We start from the raw sequence: 21,776 nt of genomic DNA, 5'->3' as shown, positions 1-21,776 counted from the left end.
CGCCCGTTCGTATCAACGGCCTCAAGTGCGCGAGTTCAGGCTGCGTCCGCCATCGCGCCTTGCGTGCTGGCGATCCAGCCGCCGCCCAGCACGCGGTCGCCCGCATACAGGACCGCCGCCTGACCGGGCGCGACACCGTATTCGGGCGCGTCGAAGAGCAGGCGATCCGATTCCAGCCGCGCAGGCACGGGCTTGGCCATCGACCGGACCTTCGCGGTCAGCGGCCCGGCGAAATCGCCGCCCAGCCAGTTGATGTCGGTCAGGCGCGCGCCCGATACGGCCAGAGCCGCCTTCGGCCCGACGATCACGCGGCGGCCCTCCGCATCGAGCCGCACGACGTAGAGCGGGTCGGGCTGTCCGCCGATCTCCAGCCCCTTGCGCTGACCCACGGTATAATGAATGAGTCCCCGGTGCCTGCCCAGCACCCGCCCGTCGACATGGACGATATCGCCGCCCTCCTCCGCATCGGGGCGCAGCTTTCGGACGATCTTCGCATAGTCGCCGTCAGGAACGAAGCAGATGTCCTGGCTATCGGGCTTCAACGCAACCGAAAGGCCGAGTTCGGCCGCGATCTCGCGTACCTGCGGCTTGGGCAGTCCACCTAAGGGGAAGCGTAGATAATCGAGTTGCGCCTGCGTCGTGGCGAAGAGGAAGTAGCTCTGGTCGCGGGCAGGATCGGCGGCCCGGTGCAGTTCCGCACCGACCGCGCCCTCCACCCGGCGGACATAATGGCCGGTCGCAAGGCAGTCGGCGCCGAGATCGCGCGCGATCTGAAACAGATCCGTGAACTTGACGCCCATGTTGCACTTCACGCACGGAATGGGCGTGCGGCCCGCCATATATTCATCTGCGAAATCGGCGATCACCGAATCGCGGAATCGACTTTCGTAATCGAAGACATAGTGGGCGATGCCGATGCGGTCGGCCACGGCGCGCGCGTCGCGGATGTCCTGCCCGGCGCAGCAACTGCCGGTTCGGCCCACCGCCGCGCCATGATCGTAGAGTTGGAGCGTAACGCCGATGACTTCCGCGCCCGTTCGGGCGGCGAGGGCCGCGACGACGCTGGAATCCACGCCGCCGGACATGGCGACGACTATACGCCGCTTCGAAAGCGGCTCGGCAAGCTGGAACTGGGGCTGCATGGGCGCGCATATAGTGCAGTGCGGGCCCGTGCGCAAAGTTAACGAAATATGACCGCGCAGGACCGACAAATGGTGCGATCGGGCGACAAAATCGGTCGAACCGCACAATCTGGGAGGGGCGGGTTTACCGGGCCTTATCCATTTGTCCCTACAAAGGGGGAATGGATCTTAGTTTTCTTCGGGGTGGCGGGCTCAGGCCCGGATCGACCCGCCCCGCCGACCGGGCCCAAGAGCCGGTCTGGCCTTTCCTGCGCGCCGCCACGGCAGCGGCGCAGGCAGCCAGCCCGACGGCGAGGGCGGTGGCGGGCATGCTGCGGGGGCAGGATGGAACCGACGACTGGATTCAGGAACTGGCCGATGTTTTCGCGCCACGTTCCAGCGGCACGATCGAAGCCGTGCGTCTGGCGGGAAGTTTCAACCCGCCGGTCGCGAGCCGACTTATCGGGGGCAGGGAAAGATGAAAGCAGCGTTTACCGTGGGACTTTAGCCGATCTTCAGGGCTGATCCAGATAACAGGTTTCCGCTGCTGAATTCGGCAAGGCCATCGCCGCATAGTTGAGGGTAGAATGATAGAGAACCAGAAAATCAGGCCCGCCCAGGTCGTCGGGCCGCTTGGAGAACCCCTGACGCTGGACAGCCTGCCGCCACGGGACACGACCCGCTGGGTGGTGCGCCGCAAGGCGGAAGTGGTGGCTGCGGTCAATGGCGGTCTGCTCAGCGTCGACGAGGCGTGCGCCCGCTACAACTTGACGCTGGAGGAATTCGCCGGGTGGCAGCGCGCAGTCGATCGGTCCGGGATGCACGGGCTGCGCGTGACGCGGATCCAATATTACAAGTCGCTGTACGAACGGCAGCAGAAATACTGACCGTTCCCATCGCGGGCATCGTGCAGAACAGAAAAGGGGTCGTCGGAAAGTCCGACGGCTCCTTTTGTCATTTCGGGCCATGTCCGTGGCATGAGCGGCGCACAACGGCGGGTTGCAATGATGGTTTCCTTACCGGAATCATTTCCTGCGAAGGGAACGACTGGCTCGCTCTTCCGTTGAACCGGCACCCAACCCGCTGGGGGCGTGGTCAAGGAGAGTAACATGGGCATCATTCTGTGGCTTGTAGTCGGTGGCATCATTGGTTGGCTTGCGAGCATGATCATGCGCACTGACGCGCAGCAGGGCATTCTGCTGAACATCGTCGTTGGTATCGTCGGCGCGTTTGTCGGCGGCCTGATTTTCAGCGGCGGTTCGATCAACAATGCCGGCCTGACGCTGTACAGCTTCCTCGTGTCGCTGGTCGGCGCGGTAATCCTGCTGGCGATCGTGAATCTGGTTCGTCGCGGTTCGGTGCGTTAAGCGCCTTTATCCGGAACCAACATCAAAAGGGCCGTGCCACAAGATGGCGCGGCCCTTTTTATTGTCGACGTAGCACCGCAAGGTCACGATACGTCGCCCGGATCGCGATAGCGCCGAGTGAAACCCATACCCTCCCCTGTCGCATAAATTCACACCACGCGGCCTGCATATCCCGACCGCGCCCAGGTCAGCCGACAGGCGACAATCCACGCGCAAGTCGATGATACTGCCTTCGACACCGAACCTGCAGCACAGCATCATCATAATCGCGTGATTCCCGCGACCCGATACGCTATCGTGACAAACCTGTCGTCGGTCGATCCTTGTGCGCCGCCAGTCGATTGTCGCTACGACCTTTTCCTGGACTATGTGCTCTGCCTCACGGGGATCATCCGTGGTAATTGGGGCTTGAGCGCGGTGCTATATTTATATAATACAGTCGGCGCAAAGGGGCGATGCGCCGGAAAGATGGAATCGGCATGAACTATGAAACGCAGCTGCTGGGGGACGCAGTGATCGCCATTGACGAGGATGCGGCACGCGCGCGGCGCAAGCGGATGATGATGGTCGGCGGGGGCTTGGCGGTCGTTTTGATCGCCGCTGCCGCCTGGATATCGATGCGCGGGGGCAAGGCGAGCGATGCGCAGGCACCGAGCGCGCCCGTGCCGGTCGTGACGGTCATCAGCCCCGGTCAATCGATGGTCGCGCGGTCGATCAGCGCCACAGGATCGCTGGCGGCGCGCATCGACATGCCGGTAGGCGTGGTGGGCGAAGGCGGCATGGTGACGCGCGTGCTGGTGCAGCCGGGCGACTGGGTGCGCGCGGGGCAGGTGCTCGCCAGCGTCGAGCGATCGGTCCAGACCCAGCAGGGGCGCTCGCTCGCCGCGCAGGTAGAGGTCGCGCGCGCCGATGCCAAGCTGGCGCAGGCGCAGCTGGACCGGGCCAAGGCGCTGGTAGGCCGAGGCTTCATCAGCGCCGCCGACATCGACCAGCGCACCGCCAATCGCGATGCCGCGCAGGCGCGCGTGGACGTAGCCATCGCCCAGTTGAAGGAACAGCAGGCGCGCACCGGACGGCTCGATATCCGGGCACCCGATGCCGGACTGGTGCTGACCCGTAGCGTCGAGCCGGGACAGATCGTCGGCGCAGGGGCTGCCGTGCTCTTCCGCCTTGCCAAAGGCGGCGAGATCGAAATGCGCGCGCAGATGTCGGAGGCCGATCTGCTGAACGTGCGCCCCGGCAACAGCGCGGTGGTGACGCCGATCGGTGGAACGCGCGGCTTTGCGGGCCGAGTGTGGCAGGTTTCGCCCGTGGTCGATCCGCAGACGCGTCAGGGCATCGCCCGCATCGCCCTTTCCTATGATCCGGCACTGCGTCCGGGCGGCTTTGCCTCCGCGCTCGTCACCAGCGGATCCGGAAGCGCGCCTCTGCTGCCCGAATCGGCGATACAGAGCGACTCCAAGGGCAGCTTCGTCTACGTCATCAATGCAAAGAACCAGGTCGAGCGGCGCGACGTCACCATCGGCCAGGTGTCCGACGAGGGTGCGGCGGTGACGAGCGGCATTACGGGTGCGGAAAAGATCGTGACCTCCGCCGGGGCGTTCCTGACGCCCGGGCAGAAGGTGAAGCCGGAAATGGCCGCCCGCCCGTAAAGACGAGGGCGCGGCCTTGCTGCGGCAAGAAAGGATACGGTTTGCCGTCGGCGACCGGTGAAGGAAGCGCGTCATGAATTTTCGCAATATTTCCGCATGGGCGATCCGTAATCCGGTAACCCCTCTGGTGCTGTTCGCCGCGCTGGTGATGGCGGGCATCGTCAGCTTCCTGCGGATGGACGTAAACCAGAATCCGGACATCAGCTTTCCGTTGGTGAGTGTGACCGTGGTCCAGCCGGGCGCTGCGCCCACCGAACTCGAAACGCAGGTGACGCAGCGGATCGAGGCGGCAGTGCGCGGGATCAGCGGGGTAGACGACATCACGTCTTTCGCATCGGAAGGCCAGTCGCTCACCAACGTGCAGTTCAAGATCGGAACGCCGGTCGACCGCGCAGTCAACGACGTCAAGAATGCGGTCGACCAGATTCGCAGCGACCTGCCCCAGGGCATTCTGGAACCGCAGGTGCAGCGCATCGACATCGATGGCGGTCCGATCGCCTATTTCAGCGCGGAAGCCACCGACATGACGCTGGAGCAATTGTCCTGGTATGTCGACAATACGGTGGCGAAGCGGCTGCTGTCCATTCCCGGCATGGCGGCGGTCAAGCGCAGCGGCGGCGTCAGCCGTGAAATCCGCGTCATCCTGGACCCTGCCAAGCTTCAGGCCTACGGCATCACCGCCGCGCAGGTGAACAACCAGTTGCAGCAGGTCAATATCAACGCGGCAGGCGGCCGGACGGAGATCGCCGGGGCGGAACAGTCGATCCGCGTGCTCGGCAACGCGCGCAACGCGCGCACGCTGGGCGAAACGCAGATCGCGATTTCCGGGGGCCGTACCGTCAAGCTGTCCGACCTTGCGACCGTCCGCGATATGTATGCCGAACAGCGCACTCTTTCGCTGATGAACGGTCGGCAGGTAACGAGCTTCAGCATAGCCAAGGCCAAGGGATCGTCCGACGTCACCGTCTACGACGAAGCGATGAAGGTGCTGGACAAGCTCAAGAAGGAAAATCCCAAGGTCCAGTACAAGCAGCTTTACGACAGCGTGGAATATACGCGCGACCAGTATCACAGCGCCATGTCCGCGATGATCGAGGGTGCGGTGCTGGCGGTCGTGATCGTGTTTCTCTTCCTGCGCGACTGGCGTGCCACGATGATTTCCGCCCTCGCCATTCCGTTGTCGGCGATTCCGTCCTTCTGGTTCATGGACATGATGGGCTTCACGCTGAACAGCATTTCGCTGCTGGCGCTCAGCCTCGTCGCGGGCGTTCTGGTCGACGACGCCATCGTGGAGATCGAGAATATCGTGCGCCACATGCGCATGGGTAAATCGGCCTATCAGGCGTCGATCGACGCGGCGGACGAGATCGGCCTTGCCGTGCTGGCGACGACGATGGCGATCGTGGCGGTGTTCCTGCCTGTGGCGCTGATGCCGGGCCTTGCCGGTCAGTTCTTCATCTCCTTCGGCATGACCGTCGTCGTGTCGGTACTGATGAGTCTGGCCGTCGCGCGACTCATCACGCCCATGGTCGCGGCCTATTTCCTCAAAGCCCATGGCGAGACGACGCACGGCGAAGGCTGGCTGATGGATCGGTACATGAGCGTGCTCCGATGGTCGCTGGAGGATCGAAGGGCCAAGGCGCGCCGGGCGCGGGGCGGTTTCCGCAACCGGATCGCGGGGATCTTTACCGACCACCGCATGTGGACGCTCGGCGCGGGCGTGCTGGCGTTTGTCGCGACCATCGTCGCCTTTGCAACGTTGCCCATGACCTTCCAGCCGACCATCAACACCGACTTCAGCCAGGTGAAGATCGAGACCGTGCCGGGCAGCACACTGGCCCAGACCACCGCGATCACCCGCAAGGTCGCCGATCTGCTGGCCGCCGACACCGACACGGTGGATGCCGCCTTCGCCGACATCAATCCCACCAACGCCGACATCTACCTGACGCTCAAGAAAGACCGGCCGCTCTCCTCCGTCGAGTGGGAGCGCAAGATCGCGCCCCAGTTTCAGACGATCGCCGACGCACGCGTCAACTTCCAGTCGCAGTCGGGCGGCGGCTTCGGTCGCGACGTCATCATGATGTTCGGATCGGACGATCCGGTGCTGCTCGAAAAGACCGCCAACCAACTGGTCAAGGAGATGGCGGGCCTCAAGGAACTGCGCGATCCGCGCGTACAGGGCGACATGCAGCGGCCCGAAATCATCATCAAGCCGCGTATGGACCTTGCCGCCAGCATGGGCGTGACGACCGCCGCGCTCAGCCAGTCGATCCGCATCGCCACCATCGGCGACATCGACCAGAACACCGCGAAATTCTCGCTCTCCGACCGCCAGATTCCGATTCGCGTTTCCCTGTCGGAAGAAAGCCGCAAGGATATCGCCACGATCCAGAACCTGCCGGTCCCCACGATCGACGGCGGCTCCGTGCCGTTGCGCGTCGTCGCCGACATCAGCTTTGGCGCAGGCCCGACCCAGATTCGCCGTTACAACCAGATCCGGCGGATCGTGGTAGGCGCCGACCTAGCACCGGGGCTCGTCACCAGTCAGGCGATGGCCAAGATCAACGCGCTGCCGACGATGAAGGCGATCACCGACGGTCGCATTCAGGGCGTGCAGCAGATCAACGCGGGCGAAGCCAAGTTCCAGCTGGAAATGCTCCAGAGCTTCGTCATCGCCGTCTGTTCCGGCGTGCTGCTGGTGCTGGCGGTGCTGACGTTGTTGTACAAGCGGGTGATGCCGCCGTTCGTGAACCTCGGCTCGCTGCTGCTCGCGCCGTTGGGCGGCGCGCTCGCGCTGCATATCGCGGGCCAGCCGCTATCGATGCCGGTGTTCATCGGCCTCCTCATGCTGCTCGGCATCGTCGCCAAGAATTCAATCCTCGTCATCGACTTCGCGCTGGAGGAAATGGAAAAGGGTGTGCCCAAGCGCGAGGCGATCATCGACGCCGGGCACAAGCGCGCCCAGCCGATCGTCATGACGACTGTGGCGATGATCGCGGGCATGGTGCCGACCGCATTGTCCCTGTCGGGCGACGGGGCATGGCGCGCGCCGATGGGCATCACCGTTATCGGCGGCCTGCTGCTGTCGACCGTCCTTACCCTGGTGATCGTGCCGGCGGTGTTCAGCCTGGCGATCGGCCTGGAAAGCTGGCTGGGGCCGAAGCTGGGTCGCGGTCTGCTGACCTACAAGCCCGAAGATAAGGAAGGCGGGCTGGTTCAACCGGCCGAGTGACCCCGAAAGCGAGTGTTCGAAAGATCGTGCTTGCCTGAACGAAACGGGCGCGTAACCGTTCAGCGGTGATGACGCCGTTTCGCCTGTCTCGCTCCACGACGCTCGCCGCCCCGCATCCGGCGCGGCGGATGCGGATGGTGGCGACAGGCATGTTGCTCGCGATGGCGGCGCTGTTCGCTACCGCGCGGGCGACGGCGCATCTCCACCCCGCCGTCGGTTTCGTGCAGTCCTTTGCCGAAGCGGCGATGGTAGGCGGGCTGGCCGACTGGTTCGCCGTGACGGCGCTGTTCCGCCACCCGCTCGGCCTCCCAATCCCGCACACCGCGATCATCCCCCGCAACAAGGACCGGATCGGCGACACGCTGGCGGTTTTCCTGCGCGATAATTTCCTGACCCCCGCCGTCGTCGCACGGCGGATGCGGCACATGGATGTGGCGGCGGCGGCGGGCCGGTTCCTTGCCAGCCCCTCGGGCGGCGACGGGCGGCTGCGCGAAGGGGCTTCACGGCTGGTCGCCGACATATTGGAGGCGCTGGACCAGGAGCGGCTGGGCGGCATGGTGAAAGGCGCGATCGGCCAGAGACTGCGCGCGATCAACTTGGGACCGCTGATCGGGCAGGCGATGGAGGCGGCGATGCGCGACGGGCGTCACGCGCCGGTGATGGACAGCCTGATCCAGTGGGCGGACCGCGCGCTGGAAGCCAATGAGCATCTGATCCGCCAGATCGTGCACGACCGCGCAGGCAAGGTGATGCGCTGGACGGGCCTCGACGAAAATCTCGCCAGCGCGATCCTGACCGGGCTGCGCAAAATGCTGGCGGACATGGTGCAAGACCCCGGACACAGCCTGCGCATCAAGGCCGAGGAGGGGATGGCGAAGCTGGCGTTCGACCTGCAATTCGACATCGCCATGCAGGCCAAGATTGCGAAGATCCGTGACGAGATCCTCGACAACCCGGCGATGCAACGCTGGATCGAAGGGATGTGGGAACAGGCGCGGGCCGGGCTGCTGCGTGCGGTGCGCGATCCGGGCAAGGCGATGGCGGGCCGTTTCGGCGAAGCGCTGCGGGCGCTGGGCGGCACTTTGCAACAGGAGGCACGGCTGCGGCTGGTCATCAACCGGTTCGTCAGGCGTGCGGCGGTGGGCGCGACCGCAAGCTACGGCGACGCGATCGTGCGGCTGGTGAGCGATACGGTGCGCGGCTGGGATGCGGGCACCATTACGGCGCGACTGGAAGGCGCGGTGGGGCGCGATCTGCAATATATCCGCATCAACGGGACGCTGGTCGGCGGGCTGGTCGGCCTTGTCATCCACACCGTCGACACGCTGGTCTGAGGCGGTTTTCCGGCTGGGTCGGATGGCGTTTGTCCGGCTTTGCGAGACAGCGAAGTAGACAGCTGAAACGCATTTTCGCGACGAAGCATATGTCATGTTGTACTATCTCATTAGAGACGGGCCGGACATCCGGGAGGAGAAACGGCACCGAGCGCTGGGCAAACGGCTTCCGCCCCGCGATCCGCGACAGCGTGCGATTGCATCGTATGAGGTGCCGACGGTCCACCGCACGCCGATCCCGAGCCACTCGCCTTCACGGGGTATTGCCTCCGCCAGGCGAAGGTTTTCCACATGCGCGCGCCACGAGCCCTTTTGCATCGGCGGGCGGCTTGGCCTATAGGAGGGGCATGGCGATCTTTCCCCGTCCTGTGTCCCCGAAAAGCGCGCTCGGCGACTTCTGGGGCTATTTCAAGCAACAGCGGCAGCATAAATGGCCGCTGCTCGGCCTTTCCGTCGCAATCACATGGGTGATCGTGTGGACGTTCGTGATCGATGCGAACACGAACACCATGCCCACGCGCAACAAGATCATCTATGTCGAAAGCTGGGACGCCAACCGGTCCGATGCCGCGATCATCCTCCAGCAGAAGATCGACTTCGCCAAGCGAGAGGCGGCGCTGGTGAAGCAGCAGAAGAAGATGCAGGGTTATGCCGACGCGTTCGGCATCGAATGGCGCGACGAGGAAAAGCGCAATACCGCCCGACGCAAGGAAGCGGTGAAGGCCATCGACGCCATGCTGGACGAACGCCTCGCCAAGGCGGAAGGCACCGGCAAGGGCGCGAAACCCGGCGGGTCGCAGGCCGGAGTGGCGCAGCCCTGAGCGGGAGCGTTTCGCCAGCCGACGACCGGCGCTTCATGGCCGCAGCCATCGCCCTGTCGCGGCGCGGGCTGGGGCTTGCAACCCCCAATCCCAACGTCGGCTGCGTGATCGTGCGGGGCGGCCATGTCGTCGGACGCGGATGGACGCAGAAGGGCGGTCGTCCCCATGCCGAGGCCCAGGCGCTGGAACAGGCGATGGACCGCGCCCATGGCGCATGCTGTTATGTGACGCTCGAACCCTGTTTCCATCTGTCTCCCCGCGGACCGCGCTGCGCCGACTTGATCGCGCGGGCGGGCGTGAAACGCGTCGTCATCGCGCTGCGCGATCCCGACCCCCGCACGAACGGACAGGGCGCGCAATGGCTGCGCGACCAGGGCGTCGCGGTCGAGATGGGGCTGATGGCGGCGCAGGCGGTACGGGCGATGAGCGGTTTCGTGCTGCGACAGACGCTGGGGCGGCCGCATGTGACGCTGAAGCTCGGGCTGTCGCTCGACGGGCGGATCGCGCTGGCCGACGGAAGCAGCCGCTGGATCACCGGGCCGGACGCGCGCGCCCATGCCCATGGCGAGCGGGCGCGGCATGACGCCATCCTGGTGGGCGGCGGGACGCTGCGTGCCGATGCGCCGCGCCTCGACGTGCGTTTGCCGGGGCTGGAGGACCGGTCGCCCCGCCGGGTGCTGCTGAGCCGGGGCGACGCGCCTGCGGGTTGGGAAAGGATCGGCGCGCCCGAAGAGATCGCGGCGCTCGACCGCGTCGATCACCTGCTGGTGGAGGGCGGCGCGGCCACGGCGGCATCGTTCCTGCGCGCCGACCTCGTCGACCGGTTGCTCCTCTATCGCGCGCCCATCGTCCTGGGCGAAGGGCTGGCGGGGATCGGCGACATCGGCCTTGCCGACCTTGCGCAGGCGCATGGGCGCTGGCGGCTCACCGATACGCGGATGCTGGGCGTCGACCGGCTGGAGGTTTACGAGGCGACGCGCAACGCCTAGATCACGCACCTCGCCCCATCGCGCAGAGGACCGTTTGTTCATGTTCACCGGCATCATCACCGACATCGGCACGATCCGTGCCCATGAGCAGCGTGGCGACCTGCATCTCGTCATCGGGTGCGGCTATGCCATGGACGGCGTCGCCATCGGCGCGTCGATCGCTTGTTCGGGTGCGTGCCTGACCGTGGTGGAAAAGGGCGCGGACTGGTTCGCGGTGGACCTGTCGGCCGAAACGGTGGCGTGTACCGCGCCGGGCCTGTGGGACGAAGGCGGGCGGCTGAACCTCGAACGCGCGCTCAAGGTCGGGGATGAACTGGGCGGACATATCGTGACGGGGCATGTCGACGGGATCGGCACCGTGACCAGCGTGTCCCCAGACGGCGATTCGCACAAGGTCGTCTTTGCAGTCGACCTGTCGCTCGCCCCGTTGATCGCGCCCAAGGGCAGCATCACCGTCGACGGCGTATCGCTGACGGTCAACGCGGTGCGCGACGTCGATGGCGGCGCGCAATTTTCCGTCAACCTCATCCCGCACACCTGGGACGTAACGACGCTCGGGCGACTGACGGAAGGCGCGAAAGTCAATCTGGAGATCGACGTTCTGGCGCGTTACCTCGACCGGATGCAGGGGGCGCGGGCTCGCGCGATGTGATTGCATCTTGCATTTATCACATCTTGATGTGATATCTGACTTGTCCCGTTTTGGAGGGAAGGAGTCGTTTTCATGTCGTCCGCGCTGCTCGATACCGTCCGCAACCTCGTCACCGATGGCGGCATGTCCCGGTCGGGCCTGGCCCGCGCCGCCGGGCTTCATGCCAATTCGCTGCGCAAGCTGGGCGAGGCGGACTGGAACCCCACCGCCGACACGCTCGGCAAGCTGGAAGCCTATCTGCTCAAGCGCGAGGGCGGCACCGCGCTCGCCAGCCCCGAAGAGATCATCAACGAAGCGCGCAACGGCCGCATGTTCATCCTGGTCGACGACGAGGATCGGGAAAATGAAGGCGACCTCGTCATCCCGGCGCAGATGGCGACTCCCGATGCGATCAACTTCATGGCCAAGCATGGCCGCGGGCTGATCTGCCTGGCGATGACGAAGGAACGCGTCGACCAGCTCGGCCTCGACCTCATGAGCCGCAACAACGGCACCCGGCACGAAACCGCCTTTACCGTATCGGTCGAGGCGCGCGAAGGCGTGACCACCGGCATTTCCGCCGCCGACCGCGCGCGCACCATCTCGGTCGCGATCGACGGGTCGAAGGGCCGCGCCGACATCGTGACGCCCGGCCACGTCTTCCCGCTCGTCGCCAAGGACGGCGGCGTGCTGGTGCGCACCGGACATACCGAAGCGGCAGTCGACGTGGCGCGGCTGGCGGGCCTCAACCCCTCCGGCGTCATCTGCGAGGTGATGAAGGACGACGGGACAATGGCCCGGCTCGACGACCTCATCCCCTTCGCCCAGCGGCACAAGATGAAGATCGGGACGATCCGCGACCTCATCGCCTATCGCCGCCGGCACGATCACATGGTCGAACGCCGCGCCGAATCGGCCTTCACCAGCAGATGGGGCGGCGACTGGAAGGCAATCACCTTCTACAACAGGGCGACCCGCACCGAACAGATGGTGTTGCAGAAGGGGCATGTCTCGTCGGAGCAGCCGACGCTGGTGCGGATGCATCAGCTTTCGCTGCTGGACGATGTTTACGGCGCCAACGGGCACCGCAGCGGCCTTCTCGCCAAATCGATGGAGATCATCGGACAGGAAGGGTCGGGCCTCGTCGTCCTGTTGTCCGGATCGGAGGAAGACAATTTCCTGTCCAAGTCCATCACGCGATGGGGAAACAGGGGCGCGGCGCAGGGGGACATGGACGAACTGCGCGATTATGGCGTGGGCGCGCAACTGCTCGCCGACCTCGGCGTGCACGACATGATCCTGCTGACCAACTCCCAACACAGCCTGATCGCGCTGGACGGCTACGACCTCGCCGTGGTCGGGCAGCGTCCTATCGAATTGTAAGGATCATCCCATGGCAAAATTCCTGATCGTCGAAGCGCGCTTCTACGACCATCTGAACGACCTGCTGATCGAAGGCGCCAAAGCCACACTGGACGAGGGCGGGCACAAATATGACGTGGCGACGGTGCCCGGCGCGCTGGAGATCCCGGGCGCGGTCGCGCTGGCGGCGGAAACCGGGCGCTATGACGGCTTCGTCGCCATCGGCGTGGTGATCCGCGGCGAAACCTATCATTTCGAGGTGGTGTCTAACGAAAGCGCGCGCGGCCTGATGGCGCTCAGCATGGACGGCATCGCCATCGGCAACGGCATCCTGACGGTCGAGGACGAAGCGCAGGCACTGGTGCGCGCGCGCCCGGACCAGAAGGACAAGGGTGGCGAAGCGGCGAAGGCCGCCATCGCCATGCTCGGCCTGCGGGAAAAGTTCGGGATGTAAGAACAGGGGGCGGCACGCCGATATGCGCGCCGCCCTCCTCCCCGGTCAGGCGTCCGCGGGCGCGCGGTCGAGCGTGGGATAGTCGGTATAGCCTTCGGCGCCCTGCGTGTAGAAGGTCTTTGAATCCCACGCATTGAGCGGCGCGCCGAGGCGGATCCGTTCCACAAGATCGGGATTGGCGAGGAAAGGCCGACCGAAAGCGATGGCGTCGGCCACGCCGCCGTCGAGCGCGGCCTGCGCCTTTGCCCCGTCGAAATCGCTGTTGAGGATCAGCGGCCCGCGATAATGCTGGCGGATGGTCGGCGACAGCGGCGGCACGTCGCTTGCGCCATAGGTGCCGTCGGGCTGCTGTTCGCGCAATTCGAGGAAGGCGATGCCGAGCGCATCGAGCGCCTGCGCCGCGACCGGAAAGACGCTGAGCGGGTTGCTGTCGTCGGTGCCTTGCGTATCGCCATTGGGCGACAGGCGCACACCGGTGCGGTCCGCGCCGATAGTGTCGACCAGCGTCGCGGTGACTTCTTGCAACAGGCGGACGCGGTTTTCGGGGCTGCCGCCATAGGCGTCTTCACGGGCATTGACGCCGTCGCGGAGAAATTCGTCGATCAGATAGCCGTTGGCCGCGTGGAGTTGCACCCCGTCGAACCCCGCTGCCATCGCATGGCGCGCGGCGGTCGCATAGGTGTCGAGCAGTTGGGGAATTTCCGAAATGTCGAGCGGGCGCGGCGTTTCATAGTCCTTGTTGCCTTCGTAGGTGTGGGCATGGCCCGGCGCGGCCACGGGGCTGGAGGACACCGGCTGTTCGCCCGTCACGCTGCTGTGGACGAGCCGCCCCATATGCCAGAGCTGAGCGACGATCCGCCCACCCGCATCGTGGACGGCATCGGTAACGCGCCGCCACCCGTCCACCTGATCCCGGTTCCAGAGGCCGGTCGCATAGGGCCAGCCCAGTCCCTGCCGCGAAATGCCGATCGCCTCGCTGATGATGAGGCCCGCGCCCGCGCGCTGGCTGTAATAGTCCGCCATGATCGGCGTCGGCACATGATCGCGGGTGCCGCGCCCCCGGGTCAGCGGAGCCATCAGGATGCGGTTGGGCGCGTCGATCGCACCCAGCTTCACAGGGTCGAACAAGGTGGTCAAAAGGAGTCTCCATCGTCATGATAGTTGCATTTTGCAACGGGACTTGATGCGCAAAGCCAGCTAGGGAGCCGCGATGGCCACTTCAACCCCTGCCGCATCAAACCCGATGCCCCGACTGGCGTTCCCCGCGCTGGTGCTGGCCAACATCATCCTTCCCCTTGGGCCAGTGCTGGTGCGCATGTCGGATGTGGGGCCGGTGGCGGCTGCGTTCTGGCGGCTGGCAATCGCCCTGCCGGTTCTGGTCCTCCTCGCCCTGCCGGGGCTGCGCCGCGTTCCGCCCACGCGGCGGGAATGGTCCGCGCTGATGTGGGCGGGCATCGTCTTTGCGGTCGACCTTGGCGCGTGGCACATGGGCATTCTTTATACCAAGGTCGCCAACGCCACGCTGTTCGGCAACATGAGCGGCCTGTTCCTGCCCGCATGGGCGCTGCTGGTCCTGCGGCAAAGGCCCACAGGGCCGCAGGCGGCGGCGCTGGCGCTCGCCACGGCGGGCGCGCTGGTGCTGATGGGGGGAAGCTACGAACTGTCGGCGCGCAACCTGCGTGGCGACATTCTCTGCCTGTTCGCGGGGCTTTCCTACATGGTCTACCTGCTGGTCGTGCAGAAGGCGCGCGGGCGGCTGGACAGTTGGACCGTGCTGGCGGGATCGAGTGTCGCGAGCACGCCGGTGCTGCTGCTGTGCGCATGGGCGCTGGGCGAGGCGATCCTGCCGCGCGACTGGACCCCGTTGCTGATGCTCGCGCTGTCGAGCCAGTTGGTGGGACAAGGATTGCTCACCTATGCGGTCGGGTGGTTTTCCCCGATGATCCTGGGGCTGAGCCTGCTGCTGCAACCGGCGGTGTCGGTGGTGCTGGGATGGTGGATGTTCGGCGAATGGCTGAGCCCTGCCGAACTGTTCGGCGCCAGCGCCGTGGCGGCGGCGCTGGTGCTTGTGCGGTTGCCCGTGCGCGCCTAGATTGACGGGCATGAACGACGACCTGACCCTGGACGAAATCCGCGCGCTGCTGGCTCCCGTGCTGGCGCGCCACGCCGCCTTCGACGGATGGCGCCCCCCCGCCGTTGCGATGGCGGCGCGCGAAAAGGGCGTGGACGAGGATGTGGCGCAGCTGGCCTTCGCAGACGGCCCAGTCGCCATGATCGACGCATGGTTCGCCAGCATCGACGCGGCCATGGTCGACGCTCTGCCGCCGGAAACGCTGGCGACGCTCTCCATCCGGCGCAAGATCGTCGCGCTGGTCGAAGCGCGTCTCGCCATCGTTGCGCCCGACAAGGAAGCGCTGCGTCGCGCGCTTGCCATTCTGGCGCTGCCGACCAACGCACCGCGCGCGGGCAAGCTCGCCTGGCGCGCGGCGGACGCGATGTGGCGCGCAGCGGGCGACACCGCCACCGACCTCAACCATTACAGCAAGCGTGCGACGCTGACGGCGCTCTACGCCGCCACGCTCATCGCCTTCCTCGATGACGACAGCGAGGATCGCGCCGAAACCCGCGCCTTCTTGGCCCGCCGGGTCGAGGATGTGATGCGGTTCGAAAAATGGAAGAGCAGGATCAAGGGCGCGGGCGGCGGCGAACGGCTCAGCCTGTCGCGATTCATCGGTCGGCTGCGCTATCCGGTCGTGTGAACCGTCGCTGGCGTGAATATATGCTGGTCAATCCTTAAGGATATTGATAGTCGCTCGCAGAAGAATAGAGCGAGTGGAAGCCCTTGCGCCTGACTGACCTGCCCCTGCGGCACCCAGCCTATGTCGATCGGATCGACTGGTCGGCCCTGACCGATGCCGAAGGCCAGCGCCTGCGCGAATTCGGCCTGTGCGAGGGCGCAAGCGTCGAGGCACTGCACCATGGCGGGCTGCTGCGCCGGGGGCCGATCGCGTGCCGCATCGGCCGCATGACCATCGCCATGCGCCGCGTCCATGCCGCCGCCGTCACGGTGCGCACCGGCGCGGAGGATCCATCGACAGCCGGCACACGGAACGAAGCGGCGTGAACGCCACGCCGCTGGTCGCGCTGGTCGGCAATCCCAATGCCGGCAAGAGCGCGCTGTTCAACGCGCTGACCGGCGCGCGGCAGAAGCTGGGCAACTATCCCGGCGTCACCGTCGAGCGCAAGGCAGGCCGTCTGGCGCTGGCCGATGGCCGTCCGGTCGAACTGGTCGACCTGCCCGGCACCTACAGCCTGTCGCCCGGCAGCCCGGACGAACAGGTGACGCGCGACATGGTTCTGGGGCGACAAGCGGGCGAGAAGCGCCCCGACGCACTGGTGATCGTGGTCGATGCGTCCAACCTCGACAATCATCTGCGCTTCGCCCTGGAACTCATCGCGCTGGGCCTTCCCACCGTGCTGGCGCTCAACATGGTGGATCTGGCGACGCGCGACGGACTGGAACTGGATGCGGCGATCCTATCGCGCGAACTGGGCGTGCCGGTGGTTTCGACGGTCGCCGTACGCAAGCGCGGTCTCGACCATCTGCGCGAGGAACTGGGCGCGGCGCTGGGCGGCGCACAGGCCCCCGCCCCGGCCCGGCCCGACCGAGATTTCGAAGCCACCCGCAAGGAAGCGCGGCGCATCGCCCGCGCGACCGTGGTGCGCGAAACGCCCTCGCGACGATTGACTGCGGCGGTGGACCGGGTGGCGCTGCATCCCGTGGCAGGCCTGATCCTGCTGCTCACGCTGCTCTTCGTCATGTTCCAGGCGGTCTATAGCTGGTCGGCCGCGCCGATGGCGATGATAGAGGGGGTGGCCGAAGCCGCCGCCGGGGCGGTGCGCGAAACGCTGCCAGACGGTATCGTGCGGTCCTTTCTGGTGGACGGCGTCATCAACGGCGTTGGGTCGGTGATTGTATTCCTGCCGCAGATCCTGATTCTCTTCTTCTTCATCCTGATGCTGGAAGCGACCGGCTACATGGTCCGCGCCGCCTTCCTGATGGACAGCCTGATGGCGAAGGTCGGCCTGTCGGGCCGGGCTTTCATCCCTCTCCTCTCCTCCTTCGCCTGCGCGGTGCCTGGAATCATGGCGACCCGCACGATCGCCGACCCCAAGGACCGGCTGACCACGATCCTCATCGCCCCGCTCATGACCTGTTCGGCCCGGCTGCCGGTCTATGCCGTCATCATCGGTGCCTTCATTCCGGCGCGCGACATCGGCTATGGCATCGGCTTGCAGGGCTTCGTCCTCTTCTGCCTCTATGTCGCAGGGATCGTCGGCGCGATGCTGGTCGCGCTGATCCTGCGACTGACGGTCACCAAGGGCACGAGCGGCGGATTCCTGATGGAAATGCCCAAATATCAGTGGCCGCGCCCGCAGGACATTCTACTCGGCCTGTGGCAGCGCGCGGTCATCTTCCTGAAGCGCGCGGGCACGATCATCTTTGCCTCGACCGTGATCCTGTGGCTGCTGCTCAGCTTCCCGCGCGTGCCGGACGGCAATCCCACCAGCCAGGTCGATCATTCGATCGCCGGGCGGATCGCGGGCGGGTTGCAGGTCGTGCTGGCACCGGTCGGCTTCAACCGCGACATATCGCTGGCGCTCATCCCCGCGATGGCCGCGCGCGAGGTGGCGGTGTCTGCGCTCGCGACCGTCTATTCGATCGACGCGGGCAGCGACGAGGCGGCGCTCGAACAAAGCCTGGGAGACCGGCTGAAACGCCAGTGGCCGCTGCCCACCGCGCTCGCTTTCCTCGCCTGGTTCATTTTCGCGCCCCAGTGCATCTCCACCATCGCGGTAACGCGGCGGGAGACGAACGGGTGGAAATGGCCGCTTTTCATGGTCGGTTACCTGTTCCTGCTCGCATATGTGGCAGCCGGTATCACTTTCTGGACTGCGAGCGCTGCGGGACTATAAGGGCCGATCAACGCATCGGAGGAATCATGGCAGGCTCGGTCAACAAGGTCATTCTGGTCGGCAATCTGGGTGCCGATCCGGAGGTCAAGAGCTTCCAGAACGGTGGCAAGGTGTGCAACCTGCGGATCGCCACGTCGGAAAACTGGAAGGACCGCACGACCGGGGAGCGCAAGGAGCGCACCGAATGGCATAGCGTCGCGATCTTTTCCGAAGGTCTCGTAGGCGTGGCCGAACGCTTCCTGCGCAAGGGGTCGAAAGTCTATATCGAAGGCCAGTTGCGCACCCGCAAGTGGCAAGACCAACAGGGCAACGACCGTTACACGACCGAAGTCGTGTTGCAGGGTCTGGGTTCGGTCCTGACGATGCTCGACGGTGCGCCCGGCGGTGGCGGCGGTCAGGGCGGCGGCGGGCGCGGCCAGGGTGTGTCCGACTGGAGCGGCGGCTCCAGCGGCTTTGGTGGCGGCGATTATGACGATTTCGGCGGTCAGGGCGGCGGTTCGGGCGGCGGCTATGGCGGCCAGGGCGGTGGACGCTCGCAAGGCGGCGGTAGCGGCAATTTCGGCGGCGGGCGTGCCGGTGGGCCGAATTTCGACAACGATCTGGACGATGAAGTGCCGTTCTGACGCTGTCCCGCCGCGCGGCTAGCCCGGTACGGCACCGCCGTGGCGCCGGGCGCGCGGCGGGCGCCGTTCCCACAGGGAGCGAGCGACGCAGCGGCGTCTGACGGTTTCGCGTTCGATATCCTGCTCAGCGATTCGGTCGTCGCCCATGGCACGTTTGCGCTGCGCATCCAATCCTCAAGCGCCGCGCGAGGCGTAGGAGAAGCTGGAAGGGGATATATTGCGGTCGGCGTAGATGCCTGATCGCTTCCGTCGATGGAAGTGAGCGGAATAATCGACGCGACCGTCCGAGGATAGCGTCCTATATCGGACGCATGTCCAGAATCGAAACCGCCGTCGCCCTGCCCATCCGTCGCATGGTCCACCCCGCCCAGCTTGCCCTGGGCAGCGCCATCGCCCTGTCGGGCGTGGCGCTGCTGCTGATGGGTACGATGCCCCCGCTATAGGATCAGCGAGCCAGTTCCTCGGTCGCGAAAGCGCGAATATGCTCGCGCAGGTCTTCGCGCTCCAGCGACAGGGCCAAATTGGCCTCGATATAGCCCGCCTTCGACCCGCAGTCGAAACGGCGGCCATCGAAAGTGACGCCGTGGAAGGGCTGCTTGCCGATCAGCGATGCCATCGCGTCGGTCAGCTGGATTTCGCCGCCCGCACCCTTTTCCTGCGTCTCGAGGATTTTCATCACGTCGGGCTGAAGGATGTAGCGGCCCGGCAGGATGAGGTTGGATGGCGCGGTGCCGAGCTTGGGCTTTTCGACAAGGCCCTTGACCTGCGTCAACGCGCCATCGCGGGCACCGGGATCGATGACGCCGTAGCTGGGTGTCTGCTCCATCGGGATTTCGAGCGCGCAGACGAGGTTGCCGCCGACCTTTTCATAGGCGTCGACCATCTGCTTCATGCAGCCGCGCCCGGGCGCGCCCTTCATGAATTCGTCGGGCAGCAGGATCGCGAACGGTTCGTCGCCGACGATGTCGCGCGCACACCAGATCGCGTGGCCAAGGCCGAGCGGCTCCTGCTGGCGCAGGAATACGGCATTGCCCGGATCGAGCCGCGTACCCTCCAGCGCCGACAGGTCCTTGCCGCGTTCGCGTTGCGTCACTTCGCATTCGAAGGCGATGTCGAAATAATCCTCGATCGCGCCCTTCCCGCGTCCGGTGACGAAGATCATCTGTTCGATCCCCGCCTCGCGCGCTTCGTCGACGGCATATTGGATCAGCGGACGGTCGACGACGGGAAGCAATTCCTTCGGCACCGCCTTGGTCGCGGGCAGGAACCGCGTGCCGAGGCCGGCTACGGGAAAGACGGCTTTGCGGATACGCTTGGTCAAGGTCGATTCCCCTGTGGACGCAGTTGCATTGTCTTTGCCGCGCCTGCGAGAAAGGTCAAGCGAAGCGGCTGACGCTATCTAGACGGCGAGCAGGCGGGTGGCGATGGTTTCGAGCGCCGCGATTTCCGCTTCGAGTTGATGCAGCGCGATATGCTGGATGTTGTTGCGCCCATCGCGGCAGGTGAAGCCCCCCTCCGCTGGCTGATGAAATCCCTGTATGATGAGCGCGCGAAAACGGTCGATGCGCTGCATGTTGCGCTCGATCTCCGAAATTTCGGTGAGCGCGCTGGCGTTGCGGCGGTCGCGCATGGCGACCATGGTGCGCAATTCGGTCATCAGTTTCGCCATGCTGGGCCGCGTGCGCGCGCCCACGGTGCGGATATCGCCCATCGCCTCGCGCATCAGCCCGATCTTGGTTTCCAGGCTTTGTTCCAGCATCGTCCAGGCGCAAACCAGCCGCCCCACCGCGCAGAGCAGCGCCGCATCCTCCGGCGCGTAATCCGAAACCGTCTTCGTCGTCATGTCAGCAACCAGATGCACACCCACGCTCTTGTCTCCCTCTTGCATGGCGGTGTGCACAGGGCCGGACGGATAAGGCCAGAGCAGGCGGCAAGGCTCCTCGCGCCAGCGGCACGATCCATCGTCAATCGTGCATAATCATCGGCGAAGCGTGGTGCGAAATATCAGAAATCTATCGCGATTCCCTTGCGCTCCCAATCGCCGTAGCGGGTGGGGCTCAGTTCCTCGTCGTTACGCGACGGCGCGTCCAGGGGATCGGGGGCGGGCAGCGGCGGGCTTTTCGAAAGATGCTCGGGCGGCTTCACATGCGCCGGACGCTTGCCGTTGAAAGTTCCCATGGCGGCGGCCTTTTCAAATTGCGGGCGGGGCCGGTCAACCCCATATTCAGCTTGAACCCGCTATCTGGGCGGGGAAGGAGTGTATTGCAAGTGAACGGGATGAAGACGGCCATGCTGCTGGCGGCGCTGACCGCCCTGTTCATGGCGCTGGGCTATACGCTGGGCGGCACCGGCGGGGCGATCGTCGCGCTGCTGGCGGCGGCGGGCATGAACCTCTTCACCTTCTGGAACGCCGACCGCATCGTCCTGTCCATGCACGACGCGCGGGAGGTCGACGCCACCAACGCGCCCGATTTCTACAATCTGGTGCGTGACCTTGCGCAGCGGGCGCAGCTGCCGATGCCGCGCGTCTATATCATCGACCAGGACGCGCCCAACGCCTTTGCGACCGGGCGCAATCCGCAGAACGCCGCCGTCGCCGCGACCACCGGGCTGCTGTCGATGCTGAGCCGCGAGGAGGTGGCGGGCGTGATGGCGCACGAACTGGGCCATGTGAAGCATCGCGACACGCTCATCATGACGATGGTGGCGACGATTGCGGGCGCGATTTCGATGCTGGCGAATTTCGGCCTGTTCTTTCGCGGCGGCGATCGGGAGGGGCATGGCAATATCGCGGGGAGCCTGCTGGCGGTATTGGTCGCCCCCTTCGCCGCGATGATCGTGCAGATGGCGATCAGCCGCACGCGCGAATATGGCGCGGACCGCGCGGGCGCGGAGATCAGCGGGAATCCCCGTGCGCTCGCGTCCGCGCTCGCTCGGATTTCGGGTGCGGCGCAGGCCATCCCCAACCCGGTGGCGGCGCGCAATCCGGCGACGGCACAACTCTACATCGTCCCTACGCATGTGAGCGAGTTGTTCTCGACCCATCCGGCGACGGAAAAGCGCATCGCCGCGTTGCAGGACATCGCAGCGGAGATGGGCGCGCCCGCCCTGGCACCCGCGTCGCGCACGGCATCCGCACTCGCCCCGGTGGCGACGCCGGCCCGCCCCCGCAGCGCGCTGGACCCGCACCGGCGCTGACGAAGGACGGTT

Annotated in this window: 23 protein-coding genes; 18 read left to right on the top strand and 5 right to left on the bottom strand. The window is 65.7% G+C overall.

Annotation, left to right across the window (positions count from 1 at the left end; all coding sequences use genetic code 11):
* Positions 1-35 precede the first annotated feature (35 nt).
* Positions 36-1,142, bottom strand: coding sequence for a tRNA 2-thiouridine(34) synthase MnmA (mnmA, locus tag DI606_RS02540; protein WP_293979531.1), 1,107 nt, complete (start codon positions 1,140-1,142; stop codon positions 36-38).
* Positions 1,143-1,303: 161 nt separating this feature from the next.
* On the opposite strand from mnmA, the gene DI606_RS02535 reads away from it, so the two are divergent.
* The 11 genes from DI606_RS02535 (at position 1,304) to ribH (ending at position 12,966) form a co-directional block, all read left to right on the top strand.
* Complete coding sequence (locus tag DI606_RS02535) at positions 1,304-1,603, top strand: hypothetical protein (RefSeq protein WP_293979530.1); 300 nt, start codon at positions 1,304-1,306, stop codon at positions 1,601-1,603.
* A gap of 105 nt (positions 1,604-1,708) precedes the next feature.
* On the top strand, positions 1,709-2,008 hold the full coding sequence (locus DI606_RS02530) for a DUF1153 domain-containing protein (protein WP_009820412.1): 300 nt from the start codon (positions 1,709-1,711) through the stop codon (positions 2,006-2,008).
* A 222-nt stretch (positions 2,009-2,230) separates the two neighbouring features.
* Positions 2,231-2,488: a GlsB/YeaQ/YmgE family stress response membrane protein gene (locus DI606_RS02525; RefSeq protein ID WP_293979529.1), complete on the top strand. Its 258-nt coding sequence runs from the start codon at positions 2,231-2,233 to the stop codon at positions 2,486-2,488.
* A gap of 479 nt (positions 2,489-2,967) precedes the next feature.
* Positions 2,968-4,140, top strand: a complete 1,173-nt coding sequence (locus tag DI606_RS02520; RefSeq protein WP_293979528.1) for an efflux RND transporter periplasmic adaptor subunit — start codon at positions 2,968-2,970, stop codon at positions 4,138-4,140.
* A 73-nt stretch (positions 4,141-4,213) separates the two neighbouring features.
* On the top strand, positions 4,214-7,375 hold the full coding sequence (locus tag DI606_RS02515) for an efflux RND transporter permease subunit (RefSeq protein ID WP_293979527.1): 3,162 nt from the start codon (positions 4,214-4,216) through the stop codon (positions 7,373-7,375).
* Between the two features lie 68 nt (positions 7,376-7,443).
* On the top strand, positions 7,444-8,709 hold the full coding sequence (locus DI606_RS02510; protein WP_293979526.1) for a DUF445 domain-containing protein: 1,266 nt from the start codon (positions 7,444-7,446) through the stop codon (positions 8,707-8,709).
* Positions 8,710-9,056: 347 nt separating this feature from the next.
* Positions 9,057-9,530 carry a hypothetical protein gene (locus tag DI606_RS02505; protein WP_293979525.1) on the top strand — a complete coding sequence of 158 codons (474 nt, stop codon included), beginning with the start codon at positions 9,057-9,059 and terminating at the stop codon, positions 9,528-9,530.
* Positions 9,527-10,519: a bifunctional diaminohydroxyphosphoribosylaminopyrimidine deaminase/5-amino-6-(5-phosphoribosylamino)uracil reductase RibD gene (ribD, locus tag DI606_RS02500; RefSeq protein ID WP_293979598.1), complete on the top strand. Its 993-nt coding sequence runs from the start codon at positions 9,527-9,529 to the stop codon at positions 10,517-10,519. The genes DI606_RS02505 and ribD overlap by 4 nt, the downstream gene beginning before the upstream one ends.
* A gap of 40 nt (positions 10,520-10,559) precedes the next feature.
* Positions 10,560-11,171 (top strand): riboflavin synthase, encoded by a 612-nt coding sequence (locus DI606_RS02495; protein ID WP_293979524.1) that lies wholly within the window; start codon positions 10,560-10,562, stop codon positions 11,169-11,171.
* A gap of 72 nt (positions 11,172-11,243) precedes the next feature.
* A complete protein-coding gene (gene ribB / locus DI606_RS02490; protein WP_293979523.1) occupies positions 11,244-12,533 on the top strand; it encodes a 3,4-dihydroxy-2-butanone-4-phosphate synthase in 1,290 nt (429 codons plus the stop codon).
* Positions 12,534-12,543: 10 nt separating this feature from the next.
* Positions 12,544-12,966 (top strand): 6,7-dimethyl-8-ribityllumazine synthase, encoded by a 423-nt coding sequence (gene ribH / locus DI606_RS02485; RefSeq protein ID WP_293979522.1) that lies wholly within the window; start codon positions 12,544-12,546, stop codon positions 12,964-12,966.
* Positions 12,967-13,011: 45 nt separating this feature from the next.
* On the opposite strand, the gene DI606_RS02480 is transcribed toward ribH, so the two are convergent.
* On the bottom strand, positions 13,012-14,103 hold the full coding sequence (locus DI606_RS02480; protein WP_293979521.1) for an alkene reductase: 1,092 nt from the start codon (positions 14,101-14,103) through the stop codon (positions 13,012-13,014).
* Positions 14,104-14,176: 73 nt separating this feature from the next.
* On the opposite strand from DI606_RS02480, the gene DI606_RS02475 reads away from it, so the two are divergent.
* The 6 genes from DI606_RS02475 to DI606_RS02450 all read left to right on the top strand — a co-directional run bounded on the left by DI606_RS02475 (position 14,177) and on the right by DI606_RS02450 (position 19,009).
* On the top strand, positions 14,177-15,058 hold the full coding sequence (locus DI606_RS02475) for a DMT family transporter (protein WP_293979520.1): 882 nt from the start codon (positions 14,177-14,179) through the stop codon (positions 15,056-15,058).
* Between the two features lie 10 nt (positions 15,059-15,068).
* Complete coding sequence (locus tag DI606_RS02470; protein ID WP_293979519.1) at positions 15,069-15,725, top strand: COQ9 family protein; 657 nt, start codon at positions 15,069-15,071, stop codon at positions 15,723-15,725.
* An 83-nt stretch (positions 15,726-15,808) separates the two neighbouring features.
* Positions 15,809-16,090: a FeoA family protein gene (locus DI606_RS02465; protein WP_293979518.1), complete on the top strand. Its 282-nt coding sequence runs from the start codon at positions 15,809-15,811 to the stop codon at positions 16,088-16,090.
* Complete coding sequence (locus DI606_RS02460; protein ID WP_293979517.1) at positions 16,087-17,943, top strand: ferrous iron transporter B; 1,857 nt, start codon at positions 16,087-16,089, stop codon at positions 17,941-17,943. The genes DI606_RS02465 and DI606_RS02460 overlap by 4 nt, the downstream gene beginning before the upstream one ends.
* Before the next feature lie 26 nt (positions 17,944-17,969).
* Positions 17,970-18,566: a single-stranded DNA-binding protein gene (ssb, locus tag DI606_RS02455; RefSeq protein ID WP_293979516.1), complete on the top strand. Its 597-nt coding sequence runs from the start codon at positions 17,970-17,972 to the stop codon at positions 18,564-18,566.
* 311 nt (positions 18,567-18,877) lie between these two features.
* Positions 18,878-19,009, top strand: a complete 132-nt coding sequence (locus DI606_RS02450) for a hypothetical protein (protein ID WP_293979515.1) — start codon at positions 18,878-18,880, stop codon at positions 19,007-19,009.
* 2 nt (positions 19,010-19,011) lie between these two features.
* Here the strand turns inward: DI606_RS02450 and DI606_RS02445 are convergent, their stop codons facing one another.
* The 3 genes from DI606_RS02445 to DI606_RS02435 form a co-directional block, all read right to left on the bottom strand.
* Positions 19,012-19,887, bottom strand: coding sequence for a UTP--glucose-1-phosphate uridylyltransferase (locus DI606_RS02445; RefSeq protein ID WP_293979514.1), 876 nt, complete (start codon positions 19,885-19,887; stop codon positions 19,012-19,014).
* A gap of 78 nt (positions 19,888-19,965) precedes the next feature.
* The gene (locus DI606_RS02440; RefSeq protein WP_293979513.1) at positions 19,966-20,454 is read right to left on the bottom strand and encodes a hypothetical protein; all 489 of its coding nucleotides are present in this window, start codon (positions 20,452-20,454) and stop codon (positions 19,966-19,968) included.
* Positions 20,455-20,570: 116 nt separating this feature from the next.
* Entirely contained in the window at positions 20,571-20,744 is a 174-nt protein-coding gene (locus tag DI606_RS02435; RefSeq protein ID WP_293979512.1) for a DUF1674 domain-containing protein, read from the bottom strand.
* A 90-nt stretch (positions 20,745-20,834) separates the two neighbouring features.
* Here DI606_RS02435 and htpX point away from each other — a divergent pair, with 90 nt between their 5' ends.
* Positions 20,835-21,764 (top strand): zinc metalloprotease HtpX, encoded by a 930-nt coding sequence (gene htpX / locus DI606_RS02430; RefSeq protein ID WP_293979511.1) that lies wholly within the window; start codon positions 20,835-20,837, stop codon positions 21,762-21,764.
* Positions 21,765-21,776 lie beyond the last annotated feature (12 nt).

The sequence above is a fragment of the Sphingobium sp. genome (assembly GCF_003248505.1).
GTDB lineage: Bacteria > Pseudomonadota > Alphaproteobacteria > Sphingomonadales > Sphingomonadaceae > Sphingobium.
The sequence above is the reverse complement of the archived record's forward strand: the minus strand, read 5'-3'. Positions and strand labels throughout refer to the sequence as shown.

Coding starts and splice junctions, on each gene's coding strand:
- mnmA (WP_293979531.1), bottom strand. CDS start 1,142: ATGCAGCCCCAGTTCCAGCTTGCCGAGCCGCTTTCGAAGCGGCGTATA.
- DI606_RS02535 (WP_293979530.1), top strand. CDS start 1,304: ATGGATCTTAGTTTTCTTCGGGGTGGCGGGCTCAGGCCCGGATCGACC.
- DI606_RS02530 (WP_009820412.1), top strand. CDS start 1,709: ATGATAGAGAACCAGAAAATCAGGCCCGCCCAGGTCGTCGGGCCGCTT.
- DI606_RS02525 (WP_293979529.1), top strand. CDS start 2,231: ATGGGCATCATTCTGTGGCTTGTAGTCGGTGGCATCATTGGTTGGCTT.
- DI606_RS02520 (WP_293979528.1), top strand. CDS start 2,968: ATGAACTATGAAACGCAGCTGCTGGGGGACGCAGTGATCGCCATTGAC.
- DI606_RS02515 (WP_293979527.1), top strand. CDS start 4,214: ATGAATTTTCGCAATATTTCCGCATGGGCGATCCGTAATCCGGTAACC.
- DI606_RS02510 (WP_293979526.1), top strand. CDS start 7,444: ATGACGCCGTTTCGCCTGTCTCGCTCCACGACGCTCGCCGCCCCGCAT.
- DI606_RS02505 (WP_293979525.1), top strand. CDS start 9,057: ATGGCGATCTTTCCCCGTCCTGTGTCCCCGAAAAGCGCGCTCGGCGAC.
- DI606_RS02495 (WP_293979524.1), top strand. CDS start 10,560: ATGTTCACCGGCATCATCACCGACATCGGCACGATCCGTGCCCATGAG.
- ribB (WP_293979523.1), top strand. CDS start 11,244: ATGTCGTCCGCGCTGCTCGATACCGTCCGCAACCTCGTCACCGATGGC.
- ribH (WP_293979522.1), top strand. CDS start 12,544: ATGGCAAAATTCCTGATCGTCGAAGCGCGCTTCTACGACCATCTGAAC.
- DI606_RS02475 (WP_293979520.1), top strand. CDS start 14,177: ATGGCCACTTCAACCCCTGCCGCATCAAACCCGATGCCCCGACTGGCG.
- DI606_RS02470 (WP_293979519.1), top strand. CDS start 15,069: ATGAACGACGACCTGACCCTGGACGAAATCCGCGCGCTGCTGGCTCCC.
- ssb (WP_293979516.1), top strand. CDS start 17,970: ATGGCAGGCTCGGTCAACAAGGTCATTCTGGTCGGCAATCTGGGTGCC.
- DI606_RS02450 (WP_293979515.1), top strand. CDS start 18,878: ATGTCCAGAATCGAAACCGCCGTCGCCCTGCCCATCCGTCGCATGGTC.
- DI606_RS02440 (WP_293979513.1), bottom strand. CDS start 20,454: ATGCAAGAGGGAGACAAGAGCGTGGGTGTGCATCTGGTTGCTGACATG.
- DI606_RS02435 (WP_293979512.1), bottom strand. CDS start 20,744: ATGGGAACTTTCAACGGCAAGCGTCCGGCGCATGTGAAGCCGCCCGAG.